The sequence below is a fragment of the Crossiella sp. CA198 genome, from assembly GCF_052078295.1.
Classification (GTDB): Bacteria; Actinomycetota; Actinomycetes; order Mycobacteriales; family Pseudonocardiaceae; genus Crossiella.
The window spans coordinates 57,977-77,843 of sequence record NZ_JBQJIM010000001.1; the positions used below are offsets into that span (position 1 = coordinate 57,977).

Below are 19,867 nucleotides of genomic sequence, written 5' to 3' on the forward strand. Positions count from 1 at the left end.
GTTAATTTGTGGTTCACCTCACTTACCCTGCTCGGAGGTATGGACCATGAACCAGAACCGGTTACTGGCCTGTTTAGCGGCTCTGTTCGTCGCCGGCGCGGTCACCGCCGCACCGGCGATGGCCGCTCCGGCGAAGGCCGCGGCGCCCGTGGACTACGTGGCGCTCGGCGACTCCTACCACTCGGGTGTCGGCACCCGGCAGTACGACTCCGCCAGCGGCGACTGCCGCCGGAGCCCGCTGGCGTATCCCGCGCTCTGGGCGAAGTCGCACCAGACCAGCTCGTTCACCTTCGCCGCCTGTTCGGGCGCGCGCACCGCGGATGTGACCGGCAAGCAGCTGGGCGCGCTCAACGCCAATACCGACCTGGTCACCGTCGGGATCGGCGGCAACGACGCGGGCTTCGCGGACATCCTCACCCGCTGTCAGCTGGGCAGTGACAACGACTGCCGCAGTGCGGTGGACGGCGCGATCGCCTTCGCCCAGCGGGACCTGCCGGCCCGCCTGGACTCGGTGTACCGGGCGATCAAGGCCAAGGCGCCCAACGCCAAACTGGTGGTGCTCGGCTACCCGCGCCTGTTCGACGGCGGACCGTCCTGCTCCTTCGGCGGCATGGGCCAGACCAAGCGGGTCAAGCTGAACTCGGCCGCGGACATCCTCTCCGACGTGGTCTCCGGCCGGGCCTCGGCCAACGGGGCCACCTATGTGGATGTGCGCTCGGCCTTCGCCACGCACGGGATCTGCTCGTCCAATGAGTGGGTCAACGGGCTGAGCTGGCCGATCGTGGAGTCCTACCACCCCAACAGCAAGGGCAACGCCGACGGCTTCCTGCCCGCGCTCAACCGCGTCACCGGCTGACCGGCAACCGCAGGTCGCGCCACAGCCGCACGGCTCGGCGCAGGTGCTCCTCGGCCAGTGCCTCCCGGCGCTCGCCGCGGAGCACCTCGCCGAGCAACTGGGTGGCCCCGGCCTCGCCGTGCCGGTCGCCGAGCCGCTGGTAGAGCAGCACCGCGCGTTCCAGTGAGCTGCGCCCGCAGGCCCGGCGGCCGTCCGCGGAATGCAGTTCGCCCATGGCGCGCAACACATACGCCTCACCGTGCGCGTCCCGGATCCGCTCGAAGATGGACAGCGCTTCGTCCAAACAGGACAGACCGCGGTCCGGGCGGCCCTGGCGCTGGTGCAGCACGCCGAGCTGGTGCAGCACGTGCGCGGCCCGGTGCTCGTCCCCGGCCAGCCGGGACAGTCGCAGCGCGTCGGTGAAGGCCAGCAGTGCTTCGTCGTTGCGGTGCTGGGCCAGCCGGGCGGAGCCGATCGCGTTGCGCGCGTAGGCTTCCGCGCACCCATCGCGGGCGGCGCGGAAGGCGGTCAGCGCGGCCTGGTGGTGTTCGAGGGCCTCGGCCGGACTGCCCAGCACCCTGGCCAGCGCGCCGAGTCCGCAGCGGGCCAGCGCGCGGCCGTAGTCCTCGGCGAAGAGTTCGTGCGCGGCGGTGAAACGTTGCCTGGCACGGCCGTACTCGTCGCGGTAGAGGTGCAGCTGGCCGAGTCCGCGCAGCAGTGCCGCGAGCCGATCCCCTTGTGCCACCGCCACCGCGGTCTCGTGCGTGCGTTCCCAGTCCTCGTGGTGGCTGCCCAGGTCGAAGTAGGGGACCAGGGCCAGCGCGAGGTCGGCGGCCAGGTCCGCTTCGCCGTGCCGGGCGGCCAGGTCCACGGCCTCGACCAGGGCGGGACGTTCGCCGTCCAGCCAGGCCAGGGCGCGCGGCAGCGAGTCGGTGGCCGCGGTGTCCCGCTGGCCGGGGGCGAAGATGTTGACCGGCAGCGCGGCGGTGGCGGCGCGGGCGCGATGCAGCCAGCGGTCCAGGACCTGGCGCACCCAGCCTGGATCCGTTGGGGCGGCGGCGATCGCGGCGCAGCGGGGGAGTTCGGGCAGCCGGTAGCGCGGGCCGCCGGTGGCCGCGGCCCCGGCCACCTCGGCCAGTCCGGCGTCCACCAGTTCCTCCACCGCGGCCGGGTCGCCCAGGCTGTCCGCGTCCACCGGGGCCGGTCCGAGCAGCCCCCAGCGAGCGAAAGTCGTTGCGGCGTCAGGGCTTAGCCGCGCCTGACTGGCGGCGATGCCCGCGCCCGCGTCCAGGTCGCCGCAGCGCAGTTCGGCCAAGCGGCTCGCCGGGTCGGCCAGCCGGGCGGCCAGGGTGCTCAGTCGCCAGCCGGGCCGGGCGGCCAGCCGGGCGCCCGCGATCCGCACCGCGAGGGGCAGTCCGCCGCAGGCCCGCAGGATGGTCGCGGCGGCCTCGGGTTCGGCCGCGATCCGGGCCGAGCCGACGATCCTGGCCAGCAGCCGGTCGCCCTCGGCCGGGGTGAGCGCCTCGACCGGGATCTCATGTGCGCCAGGCAGTTCGGTGAGTCGGCGGCGGCTGGTGACCAGTACCGCGCAGCCGCTGGTGGCCGGGAGCAGCGAGCGCACCTGGGCGGCGCTGGCGGCATCGTCGAGCCACACCAGCACCCGCCGGTCGGCCAGTGCCGAGCGGTACCGGGCGGCGCGTTCGGCGAGTCCAGCGGGGATATCGGTGATGCCCAGGGAGCGCGACAGTTCGGCGAGCAGGCGGCCGGTGGGCGCTGGCCGGTGCGAGCCGCCGAGGTCGAGGTAGAGCTGGCCGTCCGGGAACCGGGTGCGCACCGCGTGCGCGGCCTGGGCGGCCAGCGCGGACTTGCCGCACCCTGCCGGTCCGGTCAGCACCGCGATCCGGGCCGCGCCCAGTTGCGGGGACACCGGTTGCAGCAACGCGGTGAGCTGGTCCAGCGCGGGCTGCCTGCCGGTGAAATCGCCCTCGGCGGGCGGCAACTGGCTGACCGCGGACCGGATCACCGGCGCGGCGGCGGGTTCGGCGGCGGGCAGTTCGCCGGAGAGCAGCGCGGCGTGGATCCGCCGGGACTCCTGCCCCGGTTCCACGCCGAGTTCCTCCAGCAGCCCGCGGCGCAGGTCGGCGAAGGTTTGCAGGGCCTCGGCGTCCCGGCCGGTCCCGGCCAGCGCGAGCATGAGCTGCTGGCACAGGCCCTCCCGGAACGGGTGCCGGGCCAGCAGCTCACGCAACTCGGCGATGGCGGGCTCACAGCGGCCCAGCGCCACCAGCACGGCCAGCCGCTCCTCGGTGGCCTGCAGCACCCGCTCCTCCAGCCTGCGCAGCAACGCGGCCCAGCCAGGGGTCGGCGGCAGGTCCTCCAGGGGCGCGCCACGCACCAGGCCGTCGGCCCGGCACAGCAGTTCCAGGGTCAGCTCCAGCCGCCCGTCCGCCCGGCATTGCCGGGCCCGCCCGGTCAGCTCCTCGAAGACCAGCAGGTCCAGCTCGTCCGGCCGGACCACGATCGCGTAGCCGCGCGGCTGGGCCAGGATCCGTTCCTCGCCGCCGGCCCGCAGGCTGCTGCGCAGGGTGCTGACGTAGGTGCGCAGGTTGGGCACGGCCGAACGCGGCGGCGACTGCGGCCACAGCGCGTCCACCAGTGTTTCCGCTGGTACCAGGCGGTTCGGGTTGAGCAGCAGGGTGGCCAGTAGCTGGCGTGGTTTGAGGCCGCCGATGGGCAGGGCGAGGTGCTGTGCCCGGACCTCCAGGGGGCCGAGCACCCGGAAGTCCAGTTCGTCCTGGGCCATGACCACCCCCGCCGGGCTCGCGGTTGTATGCGGTTTGAAGCCGTTCTGTATGCGCCGCTCGCAGGCTGGCGGCGCCGACAGGAGGGACGGAAGCATGAAAATCAGACGTGTGGTAGCGGCGGGAGTAGGGCTGTTGCTCGCCACGGCCACCGCGGTGGTGCTCGCCCCCGCCGCCCAGGCCGCCGGTCCACGCCCCAGTTTCCAGCTGCCTTTCCCCTGCGGGCAGGCCTGGAACGGCGACAACGACAACAGCAGCGCGCACCGCGCCTACGAGATCGACTTCAACCGGGGCAGCAGCGCGGGCGCGGACAAGGGCGACACGGTCACCGCCGCGGCCGCGGGCAAGATCATCACCTCCGCGCACCAGGGCTCGGCCAACGGCTACGGCAACCTGGTGGTCATCGACCACGGCGGCGGCTGGCGCACTTACTACGCGCACCTGGACGTGCGCTCGGTCGGGGTCGGCGCGCAGGTCAGCCGGGGGCAGAAGATCGGCACCGTGGGCAACACCAGCAAGCCCGGCAACAACATCAGCCCGCACCTGCACTACGAGGTGCGCACCACCGACACCTCCTACCCTGGCAACATCCAGCCCGCCTACTTCAACGGCGCCCGCTTCGGCTACCCGAACCAGACCCTGACCTCCCGCAACTGCGGCGGATCCAGCAACCCCTACGACGCGGCCGAGGTCTGCGGCGCCGGCTACGGCGTGGTCGACACCGCCTCGCTGGGCGCGGCAGGCTCGGTGCAGCTGCTGTTCAACGCGGCCAACGGCAACAACTGCGTGGTCACCCTCAAGAGCGCCTCGGTCGGCACCGCCTCGGCCGTCTCGGCCTACCTGGAGGTGCAGGGCGCGGCCCGGAGCACCGATTCCGGGAGTTTCGAGTACTACGCGGGGCCGGTGCGGAAACCGGCGGACAACAAGTGCGTGAAATGGGGTGGCTCGGTCGGCTCGGCGGCCTACAACAGCCCGTTCGAGCACTGCGGCTGATCCACAACCAGGCGGTGGCAGGCCTGTTACCGGTCTGATAAACAGGCCTGCCACCTGCGGTGACACCCTCGGTCTAGATAACTCCGCCCCGATGGCCGCTTGTTGGTGAGTTTTGCACCGAGATACGTTCTTGGTGTTCTGCTCGCTGATCGAGGGGGCTTCGGTGACTCCACGGACCATCCCGGCGGTTCAGAGCTGGGCAGCCAGTGACGGCAGATTCCGGTTCGGTTCCGGGAGCACGATCCTGGTGGACCCGGCCGCCGCGGCCGAGCTGACCGCGGACGCGAACACCTTCGCCGCCGACCTCGGCCTGCTGCTGGAGGCCGCGCCGCCCAAGGTGCGCACCGCGGCCGCCGCCGAGGCCCAGGACGGGGATCTGGTGCTCGGGCTCGGCGCGACCGACGAGCAGCTCGGCGAGGAGGGCTACCAGCTGGAGATCGGGCCGGTGCTGCGGTTGCACGCCCGGCGCAGGCTGGGGGTTTTCTGGGGCACCCGCACGGTGTTGCAGCTGCTGCACGGCAGCGCGGGGGAGGCGATCGCGGGCGGGCGGATCCGGGACTGGCCGCGCTACACCGTGCGGGGCGCGCTGCTGTGCAACGCCACCAAGCACTACGACCTGACCTGGTGGACCAACCAGATCCGGGACCTGGCCTACCTCAAGTACAACGAGCTGGTCATCTACGTCGACGGCGTCGGGCTGACCCGGCCGGAGCTGGAGCACATCGCCCGGCTCAGCGAGCAGTACCACGTCACCGTGCTGCCGCAGCTGAACATGCCTGGCCACATGGACCAGGTGCTGCCGCCGCACCGCCAGTACCAGCTGCGCCACCCCAACGGCGAGTACCGGCACAACGCGCTGGACATCAGCAACGACGCCGCCAGGGAGTGGGCCTTCGGGCTGATCGAGCAGTACCTGCCGCTGTTCCCCGGCCCGGTGTGGCACTTCGGCGCGGACGAGTACCCGGCCTGGGCGGGCGGTATCGACGACTTCCCGCAGCTGGCCGCCTATGCCCGCCGCCGCTACGGCGCGCAGGCCAACGGCTGGGACGCCTTCAACGGCTTCATCAACGACGGCGCGGAGCGGATTCGCAGGCACGGCAAGCAGATCCGCATCTGGAGCGATATGCAGCGCACGCACGCGCGGGTGGTGCGGGTGGAGCCGAGCACGGTGATCGAGCACTGGACCTCGGACCGGGAAGGGCTGCTCTCGGTCCAGGAACTCATCAACCGCGGGCACAAACTGGTCAACGGCAACGACCAGTTCCTGTACTACAACGGCGGCCGCAACCCCGATGGCAGCCAGCGCAAGAAGACCGACGCGCGGCGGATCTACCAGGATTTCCGGCCAGGGGACATGCACGGCGGCCAGGACCTGCCGGAGGATCACCCGGCGCTGCTGGGCATCCGGTTCTGCCAGTGGAACGACCTGCCGGTGGAACAGCTGGAAAGCAGTCAGGCCACCGAACTGGCCATGTTCGACACCCTGCGCGCGATCGCCCAGCACGCCTGGGGCTCGCCGAAGCCGAGCGCGAACTGGTCCGCGTTCAAACCCGTGGTGGACAACGTGGGCCGGGCGCCCGGCTATGTGCCGCCGCTGACCGTGCCGTACGGGCACGGACCGGGTGCGGCCAGGGACGGCTACGAGGTGGTCACCTTCTTCGCACCGCGGTCCGACGGCAAGGTCGAACACGGCTGGCAGCATCACCCCGGGCACGGTCCGTGGGCGCGCACCGCGTTCGGCGGCCGCTTCGGCGGCGGCATCGCAGGCAACACCCCGGTGATCCTGGACGTCTACGGCAGGCTGACCTACCTCGCCCGCACCAACTCAGGCACGCTGGAATGCGGCAGGCAGCCCGCGCCCGGCTCGGGCCCGTGGACCGACTTCACCGAGCTGCCGGTCAAGACACTCGGTGACCCGGCACTGACCCTGGACGTGCAGGGGCGCCTGACCTTCGTGGTCCGCGCGGCCGAGGGCGGCCTGCTGCTGGGCCGGGAACGCACCCCCGGTTTTGGTGAGTGGGAGTTCACCCGCCTGGAGATCGACGCCCAGGGCGACCCGGCCCTGGTGCTGGACAAGGACAAACACCCCTGCTTCGCCGTGCGCACCGGCGGCAACCGGCTGCTGCTGGGCCGCCGCGAACGCCCCAGCGCGGGCAACTGGCAGTACGCCACCTTCGCCGCCGACGTGGCCGGTGACCCGGCCCTGGTGCTGGACAAGGACCGCAGACTGGCCGCGGCCGCCCGCACCACGAACGGGCGGCTGGTCATCGCGGTGCAGAACGGAAGTGCCTGGGACACCAGGCAGATCAGCGGCGCCGTGGCCGGTGAGGTGGCGCTCGCGCTGCAACCCGACGGCAGGCTGACCTTCTTCGTCCGCGACGGCGAAGGCCATATCCAGCACGGCTGGCAGAACCAGCCCGGCTCGGCGGAGTGGACCGAGGCCGACCTGGGCGGCGCGATCACCAGCGAGGTCAGCGCGTTGCAGGACCACGTGGGCAGGCTGCTGGTGTTCGCCCGCAACAGCGCGGGGCGGATGTGGCACGGGTGGCAGGACAGGCCGGGGCAGGGACCGTGGGAGTTCGCGGAGCTGAGCGGCGGGTTGCGCTGAGAGACACACCCCAGCGGAAATTTAGGGCGGGCCCACGCGCGGGAACCACAGGGGGGAGGGGCTCCGGGGCGTAGGCCCGCGTTAGAAACAGTACTGGCGTGTGTCGCTGTGCGCGGGCGTTTTCCCAAGATTTTTTGCGGATTCTTTCCGCAGGCCAACGCCGACTTCACACCGCCGGACAGCACGCCTCATTACTGCGCGGGAAACGACAACTTCGCGCACAAGTGCGCATCCGCCGGAGGTTTTGCCGGTAATCGGGGCCGGAGGTTTTGTCCCGGCTGCGACACATCAGTCTCATTCTGCCGGTTCCACGCCTTCGAAGATCGACTCCGTGGGTCATTCACGAGCTGTTTACCTTCTCGGACAACGGTTATCCGACTGAACCCTACGATCGGCGGGTGCGTTCCCCACGGTGTAGAACAGAGCGAACCGGTCAGGTGTCTTCGGTCACGACGATGTGACCTGGGACGATCGGTTGTCCAGACTGTGAGGTGTGGCGTGGTGCCGCCCTGCTGTGAGGTGTGACACATCCAAGTGTTGAAACACCCGGCTGGGCAGGTGCGAACTGACACGTGAAGCCGGGCTGAACTTCCCTCAGCTTTCCGGCCGTCGGAAGGAACATGCGATGCGATTCACCGGGATCCTGCGAATCGGTGCGGCGCTGGCCGCCGTCGCCTTGGTCGCTGCCTGTGGCACTGCCGGACAGGGATCCGCCAACGGCAGCCGCTCCCTGGTCGCCCGCGCCGAGGGCGACAAGAAGCTGACCATCGGCATTCGATTCGACCAGCCGGGGCTGTCGCTCAAGGTGACCGAGACCAAGTTCGAGGGCTTCGACGTCGATGTGGCGAAGTACATCGCCGCGCAGCTCGGCGTGCAGCCCGCGGACATCACCTGGAAGGAGGTGCGCGCCGCCGACCGCGAGAACTTCATCAAGAACGGCACCGTGGACTTCGTGGTCGCCACCTACTCGATCAACGACACCCGCAAGCAGACGGTGTCCTTCGCCGGACCGTACTTCGTTGCCGGACAAGGCATCCTGGTCCGGTCCAACACCAACGACATCACCGGCCCGGAATCGCTCAACGGCCGGAAGCTCTGCTCGGTCAAGGACTCCACCTCGGCCCAGCAGGTGCGGCAGAAGTTCGCCAAGGACGCCCAGCTCGTCGAGTACTTCCGGTACTCCGAGTGCATCAACGCGCTGCTGCTCAACAACGTCGACGCGGTCACCACCGACGACGTGATCCTGGCCGGCTTCGCCGCCCAGAACCCCGAGCTGCTCAAGGTGATCGGTAAACCCTTCACCCAGGAGCGTTATGGCATCGGCCTGAACCGGGACGACGCCGAGGGGCGGACCGCGGTCAACACCGCGATCGAGAAGATGATCAGCAGTGGCGAGTGGAAGAAGTCCATCGACCGCAACGTCGGGCCCTCCGGGTACCAGGTGCCGACCGCGCCGTCGATCACCGAGCGGTAGCGCTCACCAGCGTCAACGGCGGGCATCCCCCAGATCGGGGGGTGCCCGCCGTTCTTTTTTCGCCGGGCGGGAACATACCCCACGGGGGTATCGTTGCACTGGTCGTCCACTGAGGAGGAGAGACCGGTGCGCGAACACGAACAGCAGGTGCGGACGACAGCGCCACACGACGGCCACGAAGGCCACCAGCACACGGACGGCGGCCACAGCGCCGCCGGGCACGCCCACGGCGCCCACGGTCACGGTCATGGCGGGCACGGTGATCACGCCGCGCAGTTCCGCGACCGATTCTGGCTGAGCCTGCTGCTCAGCGTCCCGGCCGTCTTCGCCAGTCACATGGTCTCCGGCTGGTTCGGCTACCACGTGCCGTCCTGGCTGACCTGGGTCGCGCCGCTGTTCGGCACCATCGTCTTCCTCTACGGCGGCGTGCCCTTCCTCACCGGCGCCGTCAGCGAACTCCGCGCCCGGCAGCCCGGCATGATGACCCTGGTCGCCATGGGCACCTCCGTCGCCTTCCTGGCCAGCGCCCTGTCCACGCTCGGTGTGCTCGGCCCCGAACTCGACTTCTGGTGGGAACTCGCCCTCCTCGTCGTGATCATGCTGCTCGGCCACTGGCTGGAAATGCGGGCCCTCGGCCAGGCCTCCGGCGCCCTGGCCGCCCTGGCCGAACTACTCCCGGACACCGCGGAACGCCTGGACCCCAACGGAAACCCCGGACCAGTCCGCCTCGGCGAGTTGACCGTCGACGACGTCGTCCTGGTCCGCTCCGGCGGCCGGGTACCCGCCGACGGCGTGGTGACCGACGGCGCGGCCGAGGTCGACGAGTCCATGGTGACCGGCGAATCCCGCACCGTCCGCCGCGCGGGCGGAGACCGCGTGGTCGCGGGCACCGTCGCCACCGACTCCGCCCTACGCGTCCGCATCACCGCCGTGGGGGAGCAGACCGCCCTGGCCGGCATCCAGCGCCTGGTCGCCCAGGCCCAGCAATCCCGCTCCCGGGTCCAGGCCCTGGCCGACCGGGCCGCCGCCGCCCTGTTCTACTTCGCCGCCGCGGCCGGTGTGCTGACCTTCCTGGTCTGGACCCTGCTGGGCGACCTCACCGCCGCCGTCGAACGCACGGTCACCGTGCTGGTCATCGCCTGCCCGCACGCCCTCGGCCTGGCCATCCCACTGGTGATCGCCTTGTCCACCTCGCTGTCCGCCCGCGCCGGCATCCTGGTCAAGGACAGATTGGCCCTGGAACGCATGCGCCAGGTCGACGCCGTGCTCTTCGACAAGACCGGCACCCTCACCAAGGGCCGCCCCGCCGTGATCGGCGTAGCCGGTGACGAATCCACCCTGTCCCTGGCCGCCGCCGCGGAAAGCGACTCCGAACACCCCCTGGCCCGCGCCGTGGTCACCGCGGCGGGCGAGGACATCCCGCGCGCCACCGACTTCCGCTCACTCACCGGCCGGGGTGTGCAGGCCACCGTGGACGGCGCGCTGATCACCGTCGGCGGCCCGGCCCTGTTGCGCGAGAAGGGCATCACCCCACCCACCGACCTCGCCGCCCAGACCGCCGACTGGACCAGCCGGGGCGCCGCGGTACTGCACGTGCTGCGCGACAACCAGGTCCTCGGCGCCATCGGCCTCGCCGACGAGGTGCGCCCGGAATCCCGGGAGGCCGTGGCCGGCCTGCACAAGCTCGGCGTACGAGTGGTCATGGTGACCGGCGACGCCCGCCACGTGGCCGAAGCAGTCGCCGCCGACCTGGGCGTGGACGAGGTCTTCGCCGAAGTCCTGCCCGAGGACAAGGACTCCACGGTCAAGGCCCTGCAAGCCCGCGGCCACCGGGTGGCCATGGTCGGCGACGGCGTCAACGACGCCCCCGCCCTGGCCCGCGCGGACGTCGGCATCGCCATCGGCGCGGGCACCGACGTGGCCATCGAGTCCGCCGGAGTAGTGCTCGCCAGCGACGACCCCCGCGCCGTACTCGCTGTCCGCACACTCTCCACCGCCAGCTACCGCAAAATGCGCCAGAACCTACTGTGGGCCACCGCCTACAACATCCTCTCCGTCCCCCTGGCCGCCGGAGCCCTGGCCGGAATCGGCTTCATCCTGCCCCCGGCAGTCGGCGCCATCGCGATGAGCCTCTCCACCATCGTGGTAGCCCTCAACGCCCAACTCCTCCGCCGCCTCCACCTCACCCCCTGACCACAACGGCCAACACACCGGCAGGGTTTCCCCCTCCGCGAGTGTTGGCCGTTGTCGTACGCCGAGTTGGCCGTTATGGACGCCGAGTTGGCCGAACTCGTACGCCACGTTGGCCGTTGTTGTACGCCGTAGGCCGCTGCGGTCGGGCGAAGCCCGGGGCGGGGGGCGGGGGTGGCTTTTCGAAAACCTTCCCCGAGCGGTTCCCCATCCCCGTCAGCCTGGAGAGGACACACCGCATCCTGGGCAAGCGGCCTGCAACCTGCTTGGCCCTAGCCTCCCAACCGCAACGGGCCGCTTGCCCAGGATGTGGTTTGGTATCGGAGGGCTGACGGGGATGGGGAACCGTACGAGCACTGCTCTTTGCCTTTGACTTTGTTCTTCCCCCCATCCTTTGATTCCTGCCCGTCCGGCGAGGACGCCTGTAACTCTTGATCTTCGCTCTTGACTTTCAAGCCGAAGATCAAAAAAGGATGGCCTCGCCGGCCGGGCAGACCACCGGAGGGGGGAGGCAGATCAACACCCGGGCGAGCAGGTTGCGGGGCGGAGATTGTGCTGCCGGGGCCGGATCCAGCGTGGCTCCGAGGGGGCTCGCGTGTTCTCCGCACGGCCTTCCGCCAGCCAACCACACCCCGATGAGCGGCCCCCGTCACCTTGGGTGGGTTCGGCGGCGGATTGTGTTGCAGGGGCCACTCATCGGGGTGTGGTCTGCATGCTCCAGGCCGTACGGAGAACACGCGAGGGCCCTCGTCGTGGGGGTTTCACCCCTCCGCCCCGTCCCACAACGGCCAACGTGGCGTACGAGTTGGGCCAACTCGGCGTCCATAACGGCCAACTCGGCGTACGACAACGGCCAACACTCGGTGGGGGTTGAGTGTTGGCCGTTGTTGTGTGGGGGTTAGCGGTCGCCGGGGGTGGTTAGGAGGGGGAAGGAGAGGGGGCGTTCGTCGAGGACTCCTGCGGCGGCCAGGGCTCGGGCGGCCAGTTGCATGAGGGGGTGGAAGCGGTAGCGGAAGTAGGCGCTGTGGTTGGCTGGTTCGGCTGAGGCGACCTCGGCGAGCTGGAACTCCACCAGGCGCTCCAGGACCGCTTCCGCGGCGTCCTCGTCCACGTTGAGGGCCAGGGCGGCCTGTTCCACCGAGATCGGGCCGCCGGGCAGGGAGCCTAGGCGGACGAAGGCGGTGCGGTAGCGGCCGGCCAGGAGCCGGAAGTTGGCTTCCACGCTGGCGCGTACGTCGAGTTTGCCGCTGGCCAGTTCGCGCAGCCGCTGGTCCTCGGAGACCAGGCGGTCGGTGAGGCGGCCGATGGACCAGTGCGGGCGCAGGGTCAGCCGGGTGGCGGCGGCGAGCAGGGCCAGGGGCAGGCCGCCGCACAGGTCGACCAGGGTCTGCGCGGAGCCGGGGTCCTGGGCGACTCTGGGTGCGCCGATGACGGACTTGAGCAGTTCCAGGGACTCGGGGGCGCCCAGGGGAGCCAGGTCGACGGTGAGGGCGGCGCCGCGGAAGGGGACCCGGCGGCGGCAGGCGACCAGTACCGCGCAGCCCTGGCCGCTGGGCACCAGGGGGGCGATCTGGGCGGCGCTGCACGCGTTGTCCAGGACCACGATGACCTTGCGCTGCACTGTCCAACTGCGGAAGAGCTGACTGCGTTCGCGGAGTTCGGTGGGCAGCGGGGTGTTCGGGCTGCGGATGGCGCGCAGGAAACCGGCCAGTGCCTCCTCCGGCTCGGTCTCGCCCAGGTCGGCGTAGAGCTGGCCGTGCGGGAAGCGGGTGCGCACCCGGTTGGCCACGTGCGTGCAGAACGCCGACTTGCCCACCCCTGGCGGCCCGACCACCGAGACCACCGGCGGCGCGCTCTGCGGACCGGCGGTCAGCAGGGCCTCGGCCTCGGCGAGTTCCCTGGCCCGGCCGATGAAGGAGGGCAGGTCGGGCGGCAGCTGCGCCGGGGGTTCGGCCCAGCTGGGCGCCGGGCGGACCTGGGTGGTCAGCGGCGGCGCGGGTTCGGTCTCGTCCCCGCCGTTGAGCAGGGTGCGGTGCAGCCGCTGCAACTCCGGGCCTGGTTCCAGGCCGAGGCGGTCCACCAGGGTGGCGCGCAGCCGCTGGAAGACCCGTAACGCCTCGGAGCGGCGGCCGGAGCGGTGCAGGGCCAGCATCAGCTTGGTGTGCAGGCCCTCATGCGTGGGGTGCGCCTCGGCGAGGGTGGTCAGCTCGCCGATGAGCTGGTGGTGGCGGCCGAGCATCAGCTCGACCTCCATCCGCTGGTCGGTCACGCTGGCCCGGCTCTCCGCCAGCCGCGCCACATGCCCGCGCAGCACCGGCCCCGGGTCCACATCGGAGAGCGCGGGGCCGCGCCAGACCGCCAGCGCGCCACGCAGCGATTCGGCGGCCTCATCGAGGAGGCCGTTCTCCAGTTCGCCGCGGCCGCGCTGGGCCAGTTCGGTGAAGCGCTGCACGTCCAGGGTTCCCGACGGCATCGTCAGGGAATACCCGACGCGGTGCGTGTGCAGCACCACGGAGGCGGATTCGGGGGCGTTGCGACCGGTGGCCCCGAACAGCTTGCGCAGGTGGGAGACATAGGTCTGCAGGGTGGTGGTGGCTGTCGGCGGAGGGGTTCCGTCCCACAGCTCGGCCATCAACTCGTCCACGCGCACGACACTGTTCGCGCTGACCGCGAGAAGAGCTAGCACTTGACGCAGTTTTGGTGGGCTCGGCGTGATGGCCACCCCGCCGCGCAGCACCTCCAACTGGCCGAGCACGGACACTTGGATGTTCATCTACCTCCACGTTCCGGACCCCCTCGGGGGCACAGCACGCACTGGTATATCGCAGTTACTCACTCGATTGGTGCAATTGTGCCGGTTCAATCGAGTGAAGGGAAATCATCGCTGATCGAACTTCAGGTGTCATGCGAGATGCTTAGAGATTCTTTAAGCCCGAGATCACCCGAAAGAGCCGACGTCAGGGGGTTCCCATTGTGCGGAATCCGCGCTATGACGCCGGCTCTGCCGTCATCGGTTGTTAACAAGTGCGTGCTTTTGCTTCTCCCAGCATAAGCCTGACCGTCCGCTCAGGCGGCGAGGACCTGTCCGTCGGCCACCTTGACGGTGACCGGGGTGAGGCCGGTCTCGGCAGGCCCCTTCCGCTTGGCCCCGGTCTTGGCGTCGAACTGGCTGCCGTGGTTGGAGCAGGTGACCACGCCGTTGACCGGGGCGTCCACCGGGGTCCCGGCGTGCGGGCAGGCCGCGTTGAACGCCTTGACCTCGGTCTCCGAGGCGCGCACCAGCAGCAGCGGCCCGTTGGGGCCGGTGACCACGGCGCCTTTGCCGACCGGGATGTCGGCCAGCTTGGCCAGGGCCCCGCCGGGTGCGGGTGGCGCGCCGGTGCCCGGCTGGCCGGTGCCGGTGCCCGTGGGCGCGCCGGTGCTACAGGCCGAGATGAGCGCGCCGGGGGCCAGCAGGGCGGCGGCCAGTCCGCACAGCACGGTGCGTCGACTGGGCCCTGACAGCTCGGAAGCGGGCACGGGGAACCTCCTGTGGTGGGTGGACGGTCCGGTTCGTGCCCTGTACTACGCGACCTTCCCCGGACGGGTTCAGGCGGTGGCGAGCTTGATGATTTCCTCGGCCACGAGTTTCGGCGCCTGTTCCGGAATCCAGTGCGTGAGGCCCTCGACCTCGACGAACCGGTACTTGCCGGTGACGTACTGGACGCAGCGCTCGGCGCCTGCCCGCCCGAGTGCGCGGTCCTGCGTGCTCCAGATGTAGGTGGTGGGCACGGTGCAGGGGCCGAGGTCGCCGAGGCTGGGGTTGATCGCCCGGTACCAGTTGAGCGCGCCGGTGAGCGCGGGCCGGTTGCCGAGCAGGGCCAGGTGCGGGGCGGCCTGGTCGGCGGTCAGCGGCGGGGTGAGGGTCTGCCTGAGCCGTTCGCCGTCCTCGGCCAGCAGCACGTCCTCGGCCTTGCCCTCGGTGCGGAACAGGTCGATGTAGGTGGAGCGCTGCCGCTGGTCGGGGTCGTGCTCGCGGGCCCAGGCGAAGGCGGCCGGGTGCGGCACGGACAGCGCGGTCAGGGTCAGCGCCCGCCCGGGGTGCCGGACGGCGAGGTTCCAGGCCACGATGGCGCCCCAGTCGTGCCCGACGATGTGGGCTTGGGGCAGGTCGAGGGCGTCCAGGATGCCGACCGCGTCGGCGGCCAGCAGCGGGATGTCGTAGTCGGCGACGGCGGCTGGGCGGGCGAGCGGTGAGTAGCCGCGCTGGTCGGGGGCGATGGTGCGGTAGCCGCTGGCGTTGAGCTGCTCCACGACTTCGTCCCAGCAGTGGTGCGACTGGGGGAAGCCGTGCAGCAGCAGTACCGCGGGCCCGTCGGCCGGGCCGGACACGGCGACGTCGAAGGTCAGCTCACCGAGACGGATCTCCATGTGCCCCAACGTATCCGGTTCTCACTCCGGCCGCGCGGCCGCGTACCTCGCCCGCAGGATCCGGATCGCCTTGACCGCGCGCGGGCCGTCCCAGGACTGGATGGCGATGGCCGGGTAGTGCTCGTCGTGCGGCAGGTCGAGTTTGGCGAAGTAGGCCTTGTCCGGGAAGGAGATGCCGAGGATCTCGGTCCAGGCCAGCTGTTTGCGGGCGATGAACCCGCGCACGTCCACGCCGTCCTCGGTGATGATCAGCCGCGGCCGGGTGAGCACCAGGGCCCCGGCGGCCAGCAGCAGGCCGACGATGACCATGGCGACCTGGTCGGAGATCCGGAAGTGCGCGCCGGTGTAGGTGACCCGCATGAAGATCCCGGCGCTGCCGAAGGCGATGGCCAGGATCGGGGCCAGGGTGAAGCCGATGATCCGGATCAGGTGCGGGCGGAGCACGACGGTCGCCGGCCTGGCCGGTTCCGTCTTCGTCTGTTCAGCCACGACCGTCATTTTCCACCCCGCAGTTCGCGCAGGGTCACCGCGGTGTCGATGGCGGCCACACACGCCTCGAAGCCCTTGTCCTCGGCGCTGCCGGGCCGCCCGGAGCGGTCCAGGGCCTGCTCCAGGGTGTCGCAGGTGAGCACGCCGTTGCCGACCGGGGTGGACTCGTCCAGGGCGATCCGGGTGAGGCCGTCGGTGACCGCGTCGCAGACGTACTCGAAGTGCGGGGTGCCGCCCCGGATGACCACGCCGAGGGCGACCACGGCGTCGTAGCGGCGGGCCAGTTCCTGGCAGATCACGGGCAGTTCGATGGCCCCGGCGACCCGGACCACGGTGGGTTCGGGCACCCCGGCCTTGGCCGCGGCCACCAGTGCGCGTTCGACCAGCAGGTCGGTGATCTCCGGGTGCCAGCGGGTGGCGGCGATGGCCACGCTGAGCCCACCTGCCTCCGGGACCTCGATCTCCGGCCGTCCTGCCCCGCTCATGCCCGGTCTCCCGTCTCCGCCCCGAGGTTCTCGAGGTCGTACAGCTCGTGGCCCATCCGGTCGCGTTTGGTGCGCAGGTAGCGCAGGTTCTCCGGGTTGGGCCGGATCGGCATCGGCACCCGGTCGGCCACCCGCAGGCCGTAGCCTTCCAGGCCGACGCGTTTGGCCGGGTTGTTGGTGAGCAGCCGCATGGAGCGGATGCCCAGGTCGGAGAGGATCTGCGCGCCGGTGCCGTAGTCGCGGGCGTCGGCTGGCTGACCGAGGGCGAGGTTGGCGTCCACGGTGTCCGCGCCCGCGTCCTGCAGCTGGTAGGCCTGGAGTTTGTGCATCAGGCCGATGCCGCGGCCTTCGTGGCCGCGCATGTAGAGCACCACGCCGCGGCCTTCGGCGGCGACCGCGGCCAGCGCGGCGTCGAGCTGGGGTCCGCAGTCGCAGCGCAGCGAGGCGAACACGTCGCCGGTGAGGCATTCGGAGTGCACCCGGACCAGCACGTCCTCGCCGTCGCCGATCTCGCCGGTGACCAGGGCCACGTGCTCGATGCCGTCCAGGAGGCTGTCGTAGCCGACGGCGCGGAATTCGCCGTGCGCGGTGGGGATGCGGGCTTCGGCGACCCGCTGGACCTGCTTCTCGAAGCGGCGGCGGTAGGCGATGAGGTCGGCGATGCTGATCAGTTTGAGGTCGTGTTCGGCGGCGAAGACCTCCAGCTCGTCGCGGCGGGCCATGTCGCCGTCGTCCTTCTGGCTGACCACCTCGCACAGCACCCCGGCGGGCCGGAGTCCGGCGAGGCGGGCCAGGTCGACGGCGGCTTCGGTGTGGCCTGGACGGCGCAGCACGCCGCCTTCCTTGGCGCGCAGCGGGACCACGTGGCCGGGCCGGTTGAAGTCGGCGGCGGTGGAGTCGGCGTCGGCGAGCAGCCGGATGGTGTGGGCCCGGTCGGCGGCGGAAATGCCGGTGGACACACCGGCGCGGGCGTCCACGGTGACGGTGTACGCGGTGCCGCGGGCGTCCTGGTTGGTGTGGTACATCGGCGGCAGGTCGAGCCGGTCGCAGTCGGATTCGGGTAGCGGCACGCAGATGTAGCCGGAGGTGTAGCGCACGGTGAAGGCGATCAGCTCCGGGGTGGCCTTCTCCGCGGCGAAGATGAGGTCGCCTTCGTTCTCCCGGCTCTCATCGTCGACCACGATGACGGGACGGCCCGCCGCGATGTCGGCGATGGCTGCCTCGATGGTGTCGAATTCGGTCACCGGGTCTCCTTGGTAGCGGCCTCGATGGCCCCGCTGGCGAGCTTCTCGACGTACTTCGCGAGCACGTCCACTTCCAGGTTGACCTGGTCCCCTGGCTGGCGGATACCAAGTGTGGTCAAGTCGAGGGTGGTGGGGATGAGGCTGACGGTGAAGTAGTCGGCGCCGACCTCGACCACGGTGAGCGAGACGCCGTCGATGGCGACCGAGCCCTTCTCGACCAGGTAGCGGGACAGCGCCGGGGGGATGCTGACCCGGACGATCTCCCAGTGCTCGGAGGGTTCGCGGGCGGCGATGCTGCCGGTGCCGTCGACGTGGCCCTGCATGATGTGCCCGCCAAGGCGCTGGCCGAGGGCGGCGGCGCGTTCCAGGTTGACCGGGTCACCCGCGGCGGCCTTGCCGAGGTTGCTGCGCTGGAGGGTTTCCCGCATGACATCGGCGGTGAAGGCGCCGTCTGTGGCCTCCACCACGGTCAGGCAGACGCCGTTGACCGCGATCGAGTCGCCGTGTTTGGCGTCGGAGGTGACCAGCGGTCCGGCCACGGTGATCCGCGCCGCGTCGGTGAGCTGCTCGACCGCGACGAGGTGGCCTCGTTCCTCCACGATCCCGGTGAACACGTCGTCACTCCTGTGTTGTCTTAGTCGGCCTGGCGCGGGAACACCGCGCTGATCCGCACGTCCGGTCCGCTCATGCCGACCTCTTCGAACTGCAACCGCACGGTGTCCGCGATCGTTCCCACCCCGGCCTCGGCGAGCGCGGCGGGACCCGCGCCGAGCAGGCCGGGGGCGAGGTAGAGCAGCACCCGGTCGACGAGTCCGGCGGCGACGAAGGCCCCGGCGAGGCGGGGTCCGCCTTCCAGGAGCACGTCCACCACGCCGCGGGCGGCGAGTTCGGCCAGCACCATCTTGGGCTCGTGGGTGCGCAGGTGCAGGGTTTCGGCGAGATCGTTGCGCACCCGGGCGCCGACCGGCAGTTCTCCTGCCCCGACGACCACCCGGAGGGGCTGCCGGTCGGCGAGGCCGCCGTCGGCGGCGCGGGCGGTGAGTTCGGGGTCGTCGGCGAGCACGGTGCCGCGGCCGACCAAAATCGCGTCGACCTGGCGGCGGAGTTCGTGCACTTCGGCGCGGGATTCCGGGGAGCTGATCCAGCGGCTGGTGCTGTCCGCGGCGGCGACCCGCCCGTCCAGGGTGGCCGCGTATTTCCAGGTGACGTGCGGGCGGCCGGTGCGGGCGTAGTGCAGCCAGGCCCGCAGTGGCCCGCGCCGGACCTGCTCGTCCAGGAGGCCGCTGCTGACCTCGACGCCGTGCGCGCGCAGCCGGTCGGCGCCACCGGCGGCCTTGGGGTTGGGGTCGGCGACGGCGAAGTGCACCTCGGCGACCCCGGCTTCGAGGAGGCCGTCGACGCAGGGTGGGGTGCGGCCGGTGTGGTTGCAGGGTTCGAGGGTGACCACGGCGCAGCCGCCGCGGGCCTTCTCCCCCGCTTCACGCAGGGCCATGACCTCGGCGTGCGGGCCCCCAGCGGGCTGGGTGGCGCCGACGCCGACGACGGTGCCGTCGGCGGCCAGGATGACCGCGCCGACCGGCGGGTTGGGGCTGGTGGTGCCGAGCACGGCGGTGCTGGCGGCGATGGCCGTGCGCATCGCCTCGACCAGGGGTAGCCGGTCCTGGGGGCTCATCCCCGGACCGCGGCGGCCTTGGCGCGCAGCGCGCTGACGGCGGCGGCCGGGTCCTGCGCGCCGTAGACGGCGGAACCGGCCACGAAGCAGTCCACCCCGGCTTCGGCGGCGGCTTCGATGGTGTCGTCGTTGATGCCGCCGTCGATCTCCACCACCAGGGTGAGGTGGCCGGTGTCGACCAGGCGGCGGGCGGTGCGCACCTTGTCCAGTACCTCGGGCATGAAGGACTGGCCGCCGAAGCCGGGTTCGACGGACATCACCAGGAGCGTGTCGTAGTGCTTGAGCACGTCCAGGTAGGGCTCCAGGGGGGTGCCGGGTTTGACCGACAGCCCGGCCTTGGCCCCGGCCGCCTTGAGGTTGCGGGCCAGGGCGATCGGGTCCTTGGCGGCTTCGACGTGCACGGTGACGTTGTAGGCCCCGGCCTCGGCGTAGCCGATGGCCCACCGGTCCGGGTCCTCGATCATCAGGTGGCAGTCGATCGGGATGTCGGTGGCTTTGAGCAGGGACTGCACGACCGGCAGGCCGAGGGTCAGGTTCGGCACGAAGTGCGCGTCCATCACGTCGACATGCAGCCAGTCGGCGCCGCGCACGGCGGCGGTCTCCTCGGCGAGACGGGCGAAATCGGCGGAGAGGATCGACGGCGCGATCATCGGCTGGCGGCACACG

The 19,867-nt window shown here is 71.0% G+C and carries 15 protein-coding genes; 5 read left to right on the forward strand and 10 right to left on the reverse strand.

Annotated features, from left to right (window positions below; genetic code table 11):
- Nucleotides 1–46 precede the first annotated feature (46 nt).
- On the forward strand, nucleotides 47–856 hold the full coding sequence (locus ACTOWY_RS00315) for an SGNH/GDSL hydrolase family protein (RefSeq protein ID WP_441307567.1): 810 nt from the start codon (nucleotides 47–49) through the stop codon (nucleotides 854–856).
- Here ACTOWY_RS00315 and ACTOWY_RS00320 read toward each other — a convergent pair.
- A complete protein-coding gene (locus ACTOWY_RS00320) occupies nucleotides 846–3,638 on the reverse strand; it encodes a BTAD domain-containing putative transcriptional regulator (protein ID WP_441307568.1) in 2,793 nt (930 codons plus the stop codon). The two genes, ACTOWY_RS00315 and ACTOWY_RS00320, sit on opposite strands and share 11 nt — an antisense overlap.
- A gap of 94 nt (nucleotides 3,639–3,732) precedes the next feature.
- On the opposite strand from ACTOWY_RS00320, the gene ACTOWY_RS00325 reads away from it, so the two are divergent.
- From ACTOWY_RS00325 to ACTOWY_RS00340, 4 genes are all read left to right on the forward strand, one after another.
- On the forward strand, nucleotides 3,733–4,629 hold the full coding sequence (locus ACTOWY_RS00325; protein WP_441307569.1) for a M23 family metallopeptidase: 897 nt from the start codon (nucleotides 3,733–3,735) through the stop codon (nucleotides 4,627–4,629).
- 163 nt (nucleotides 4,630–4,792) lie between these two features.
- Entirely contained in the window at nucleotides 4,793–7,237 is a 2,445-nt protein-coding gene (locus tag ACTOWY_RS00330) for a glycoside hydrolase family 20 zincin-like fold domain-containing protein (protein WP_441307570.1), read from the forward strand.
- Between the two features lie 625 nt (nucleotides 7,238–7,862).
- Nucleotides 7,863–8,711 carry a glutamate ABC transporter substrate-binding protein gene (locus ACTOWY_RS00335; protein ID WP_441307571.1) on the forward strand — a complete coding sequence of 283 codons (849 nt, stop codon included), beginning with the start codon at nucleotides 7,863–7,865 and terminating at the stop codon, nucleotides 8,709–8,711.
- Between the two features lie 126 nt (nucleotides 8,712–8,837).
- Nucleotides 8,838–10,904: a copper-translocating P-type ATPase gene (locus ACTOWY_RS00340; RefSeq protein ID WP_441307572.1), complete on the forward strand. Its 2,067-nt coding sequence runs from the start codon at nucleotides 8,838–8,840 to the stop codon at nucleotides 10,902–10,904.
- Nucleotides 10,905–11,799: 895 nt separating this feature from the next.
- Here the strand turns inward: ACTOWY_RS00340 and ACTOWY_RS00345 are convergent.
- The 9 genes from ACTOWY_RS00345 to rpe all read right to left on the reverse strand — a co-directional run bounded on the left by ACTOWY_RS00345 (nucleotide 11,800) and on the right by rpe (nucleotide 19,851).
- On the reverse strand, nucleotides 11,800–13,674 hold the full coding sequence (locus tag ACTOWY_RS00345) for a BTAD domain-containing putative transcriptional regulator (protein WP_441307573.1): 1,875 nt from the start codon (nucleotides 13,672–13,674) through the stop codon (nucleotides 11,800–11,802).
- A gap of 293 nt (nucleotides 13,675–13,967) precedes the next feature.
- Nucleotides 13,968–14,420: a Rieske (2Fe-2S) protein gene (locus ACTOWY_RS00350; RefSeq protein ID WP_441307574.1), complete on the reverse strand. Its 453-nt coding sequence runs from the start codon at nucleotides 14,418–14,420 to the stop codon at nucleotides 13,968–13,970.
- A gap of 69 nt (nucleotides 14,421–14,489) precedes the next feature.
- A complete protein-coding gene (locus tag ACTOWY_RS00355; RefSeq protein WP_441307575.1) occupies nucleotides 14,490–15,311 on the reverse strand; it encodes an alpha/beta fold hydrolase in 822 nt (273 codons plus the stop codon).
- 21 nt (nucleotides 15,312–15,332) lie between these two features.
- Nucleotides 15,333–15,800 carry a PH domain-containing protein gene (locus tag ACTOWY_RS00360; RefSeq protein WP_441307576.1) on the reverse strand — a complete coding sequence of 156 codons (468 nt, stop codon included), beginning with the start codon at nucleotides 15,798–15,800 and terminating at the stop codon, nucleotides 15,333–15,335.
- A 5-nt stretch (nucleotides 15,801–15,805) separates the two neighbouring features.
- The gene (gene ribH / locus ACTOWY_RS00365; RefSeq protein WP_441307577.1) at nucleotides 15,806–16,285 is read right to left on the reverse strand and encodes a 6,7-dimethyl-8-ribityllumazine synthase; all 480 of its coding nucleotides are present in this window, start codon (nucleotides 16,283–16,285) and stop codon (nucleotides 15,806–15,808) included.
- Nucleotides 16,282–17,529 carry a bifunctional 3,4-dihydroxy-2-butanone-4-phosphate synthase/GTP cyclohydrolase II gene (locus tag ACTOWY_RS00370; protein ID WP_441307578.1) on the reverse strand — a complete coding sequence of 416 codons (1,248 nt, stop codon included), beginning with the start codon at nucleotides 17,527–17,529 and terminating at the stop codon, nucleotides 16,282–16,284. Before ACTOWY_RS00370 ends, ribH begins: the two co-directional genes overlap by 4 nt.
- Nucleotides 17,526–18,143 (reverse strand): riboflavin synthase, encoded by a 618-nt coding sequence (locus tag ACTOWY_RS00375; RefSeq protein ID WP_441307579.1) that lies wholly within the window; start codon nucleotides 18,141–18,143, stop codon nucleotides 17,526–17,528. Before ACTOWY_RS00375 ends, ACTOWY_RS00370 begins: the two co-directional genes overlap by 4 nt.
- A gap of 20 nt (nucleotides 18,144–18,163) precedes the next feature.
- Nucleotides 18,164–19,201 carry a bifunctional diaminohydroxyphosphoribosylaminopyrimidine deaminase/5-amino-6-(5-phosphoribosylamino)uracil reductase RibD gene (gene ribD / locus ACTOWY_RS00380; RefSeq protein ID WP_441307580.1) on the reverse strand — a complete coding sequence of 346 codons (1,038 nt, stop codon included), beginning with the start codon at nucleotides 19,199–19,201 and terminating at the stop codon, nucleotides 18,164–18,166.
- Nucleotides 19,198–19,851, reverse strand: a complete 654-nt coding sequence (rpe, locus tag ACTOWY_RS00385; RefSeq protein ID WP_441307953.1) for a ribulose-phosphate 3-epimerase — start codon at nucleotides 19,849–19,851, stop codon at nucleotides 19,198–19,200. The genes ribD and rpe overlap by 4 nt, the downstream gene beginning before the upstream one ends.
- Between the last annotated feature and the right edge of the window lie 16 nt (nucleotides 19,852–19,867).

Coding starts and splice junctions, on each gene's coding strand:
- ACTOWY_RS00335 (WP_441307571.1), top strand. CDS start 7,863: ATGCGATTCACCGGGATCCTGCGAATCGGTGCGGCGCTGGCCGCCGTC.
- ribD (WP_441307580.1), bottom strand. CDS start 19,201: ATGAGCCCCCAGGACCGGCTACCCCTGGTCGAGGCGATGCGCACGGCC.
- ACTOWY_RS00315 (WP_441307567.1), top strand. CDS start 47: ATGAACCAGAACCGGTTACTGGCCTGTTTAGCGGCTCTGTTCGTCGCC.
- ACTOWY_RS00355 (WP_441307575.1), bottom strand. CDS start 15,311: ATGGAGATCCGTCTCGGTGAGCTGACCTTCGACGTCGCCGTGTCCGGC.
- rpe (WP_441307953.1), bottom strand. CDS start 19,851: ATGATCGCGCCGTCGATCCTCTCCGCCGATTTCGCCCGTCTCGCCGAG.
- ACTOWY_RS00345 (WP_441307573.1), bottom strand. CDS start 13,674: ATGAACATCCAAGTGTCCGTGCTCGGCCAGTTGGAGGTGCTGCGCGGC.
- ACTOWY_RS00320 (WP_441307568.1), bottom strand. CDS start 3,638: ATGGCCCAGGACGAACTGGACTTCCGGGTGCTCGGCCCCCTGGAGGTC.
- ribH (WP_441307577.1), bottom strand. CDS start 16,285: ATGAGCGGGGCAGGACGGCCGGAGATCGAGGTCCCGGAGGCAGGTGGG.
- ACTOWY_RS00325 (WP_441307569.1), top strand. CDS start 3,733: ATGAAAATCAGACGTGTGGTAGCGGCGGGAGTAGGGCTGTTGCTCGCC.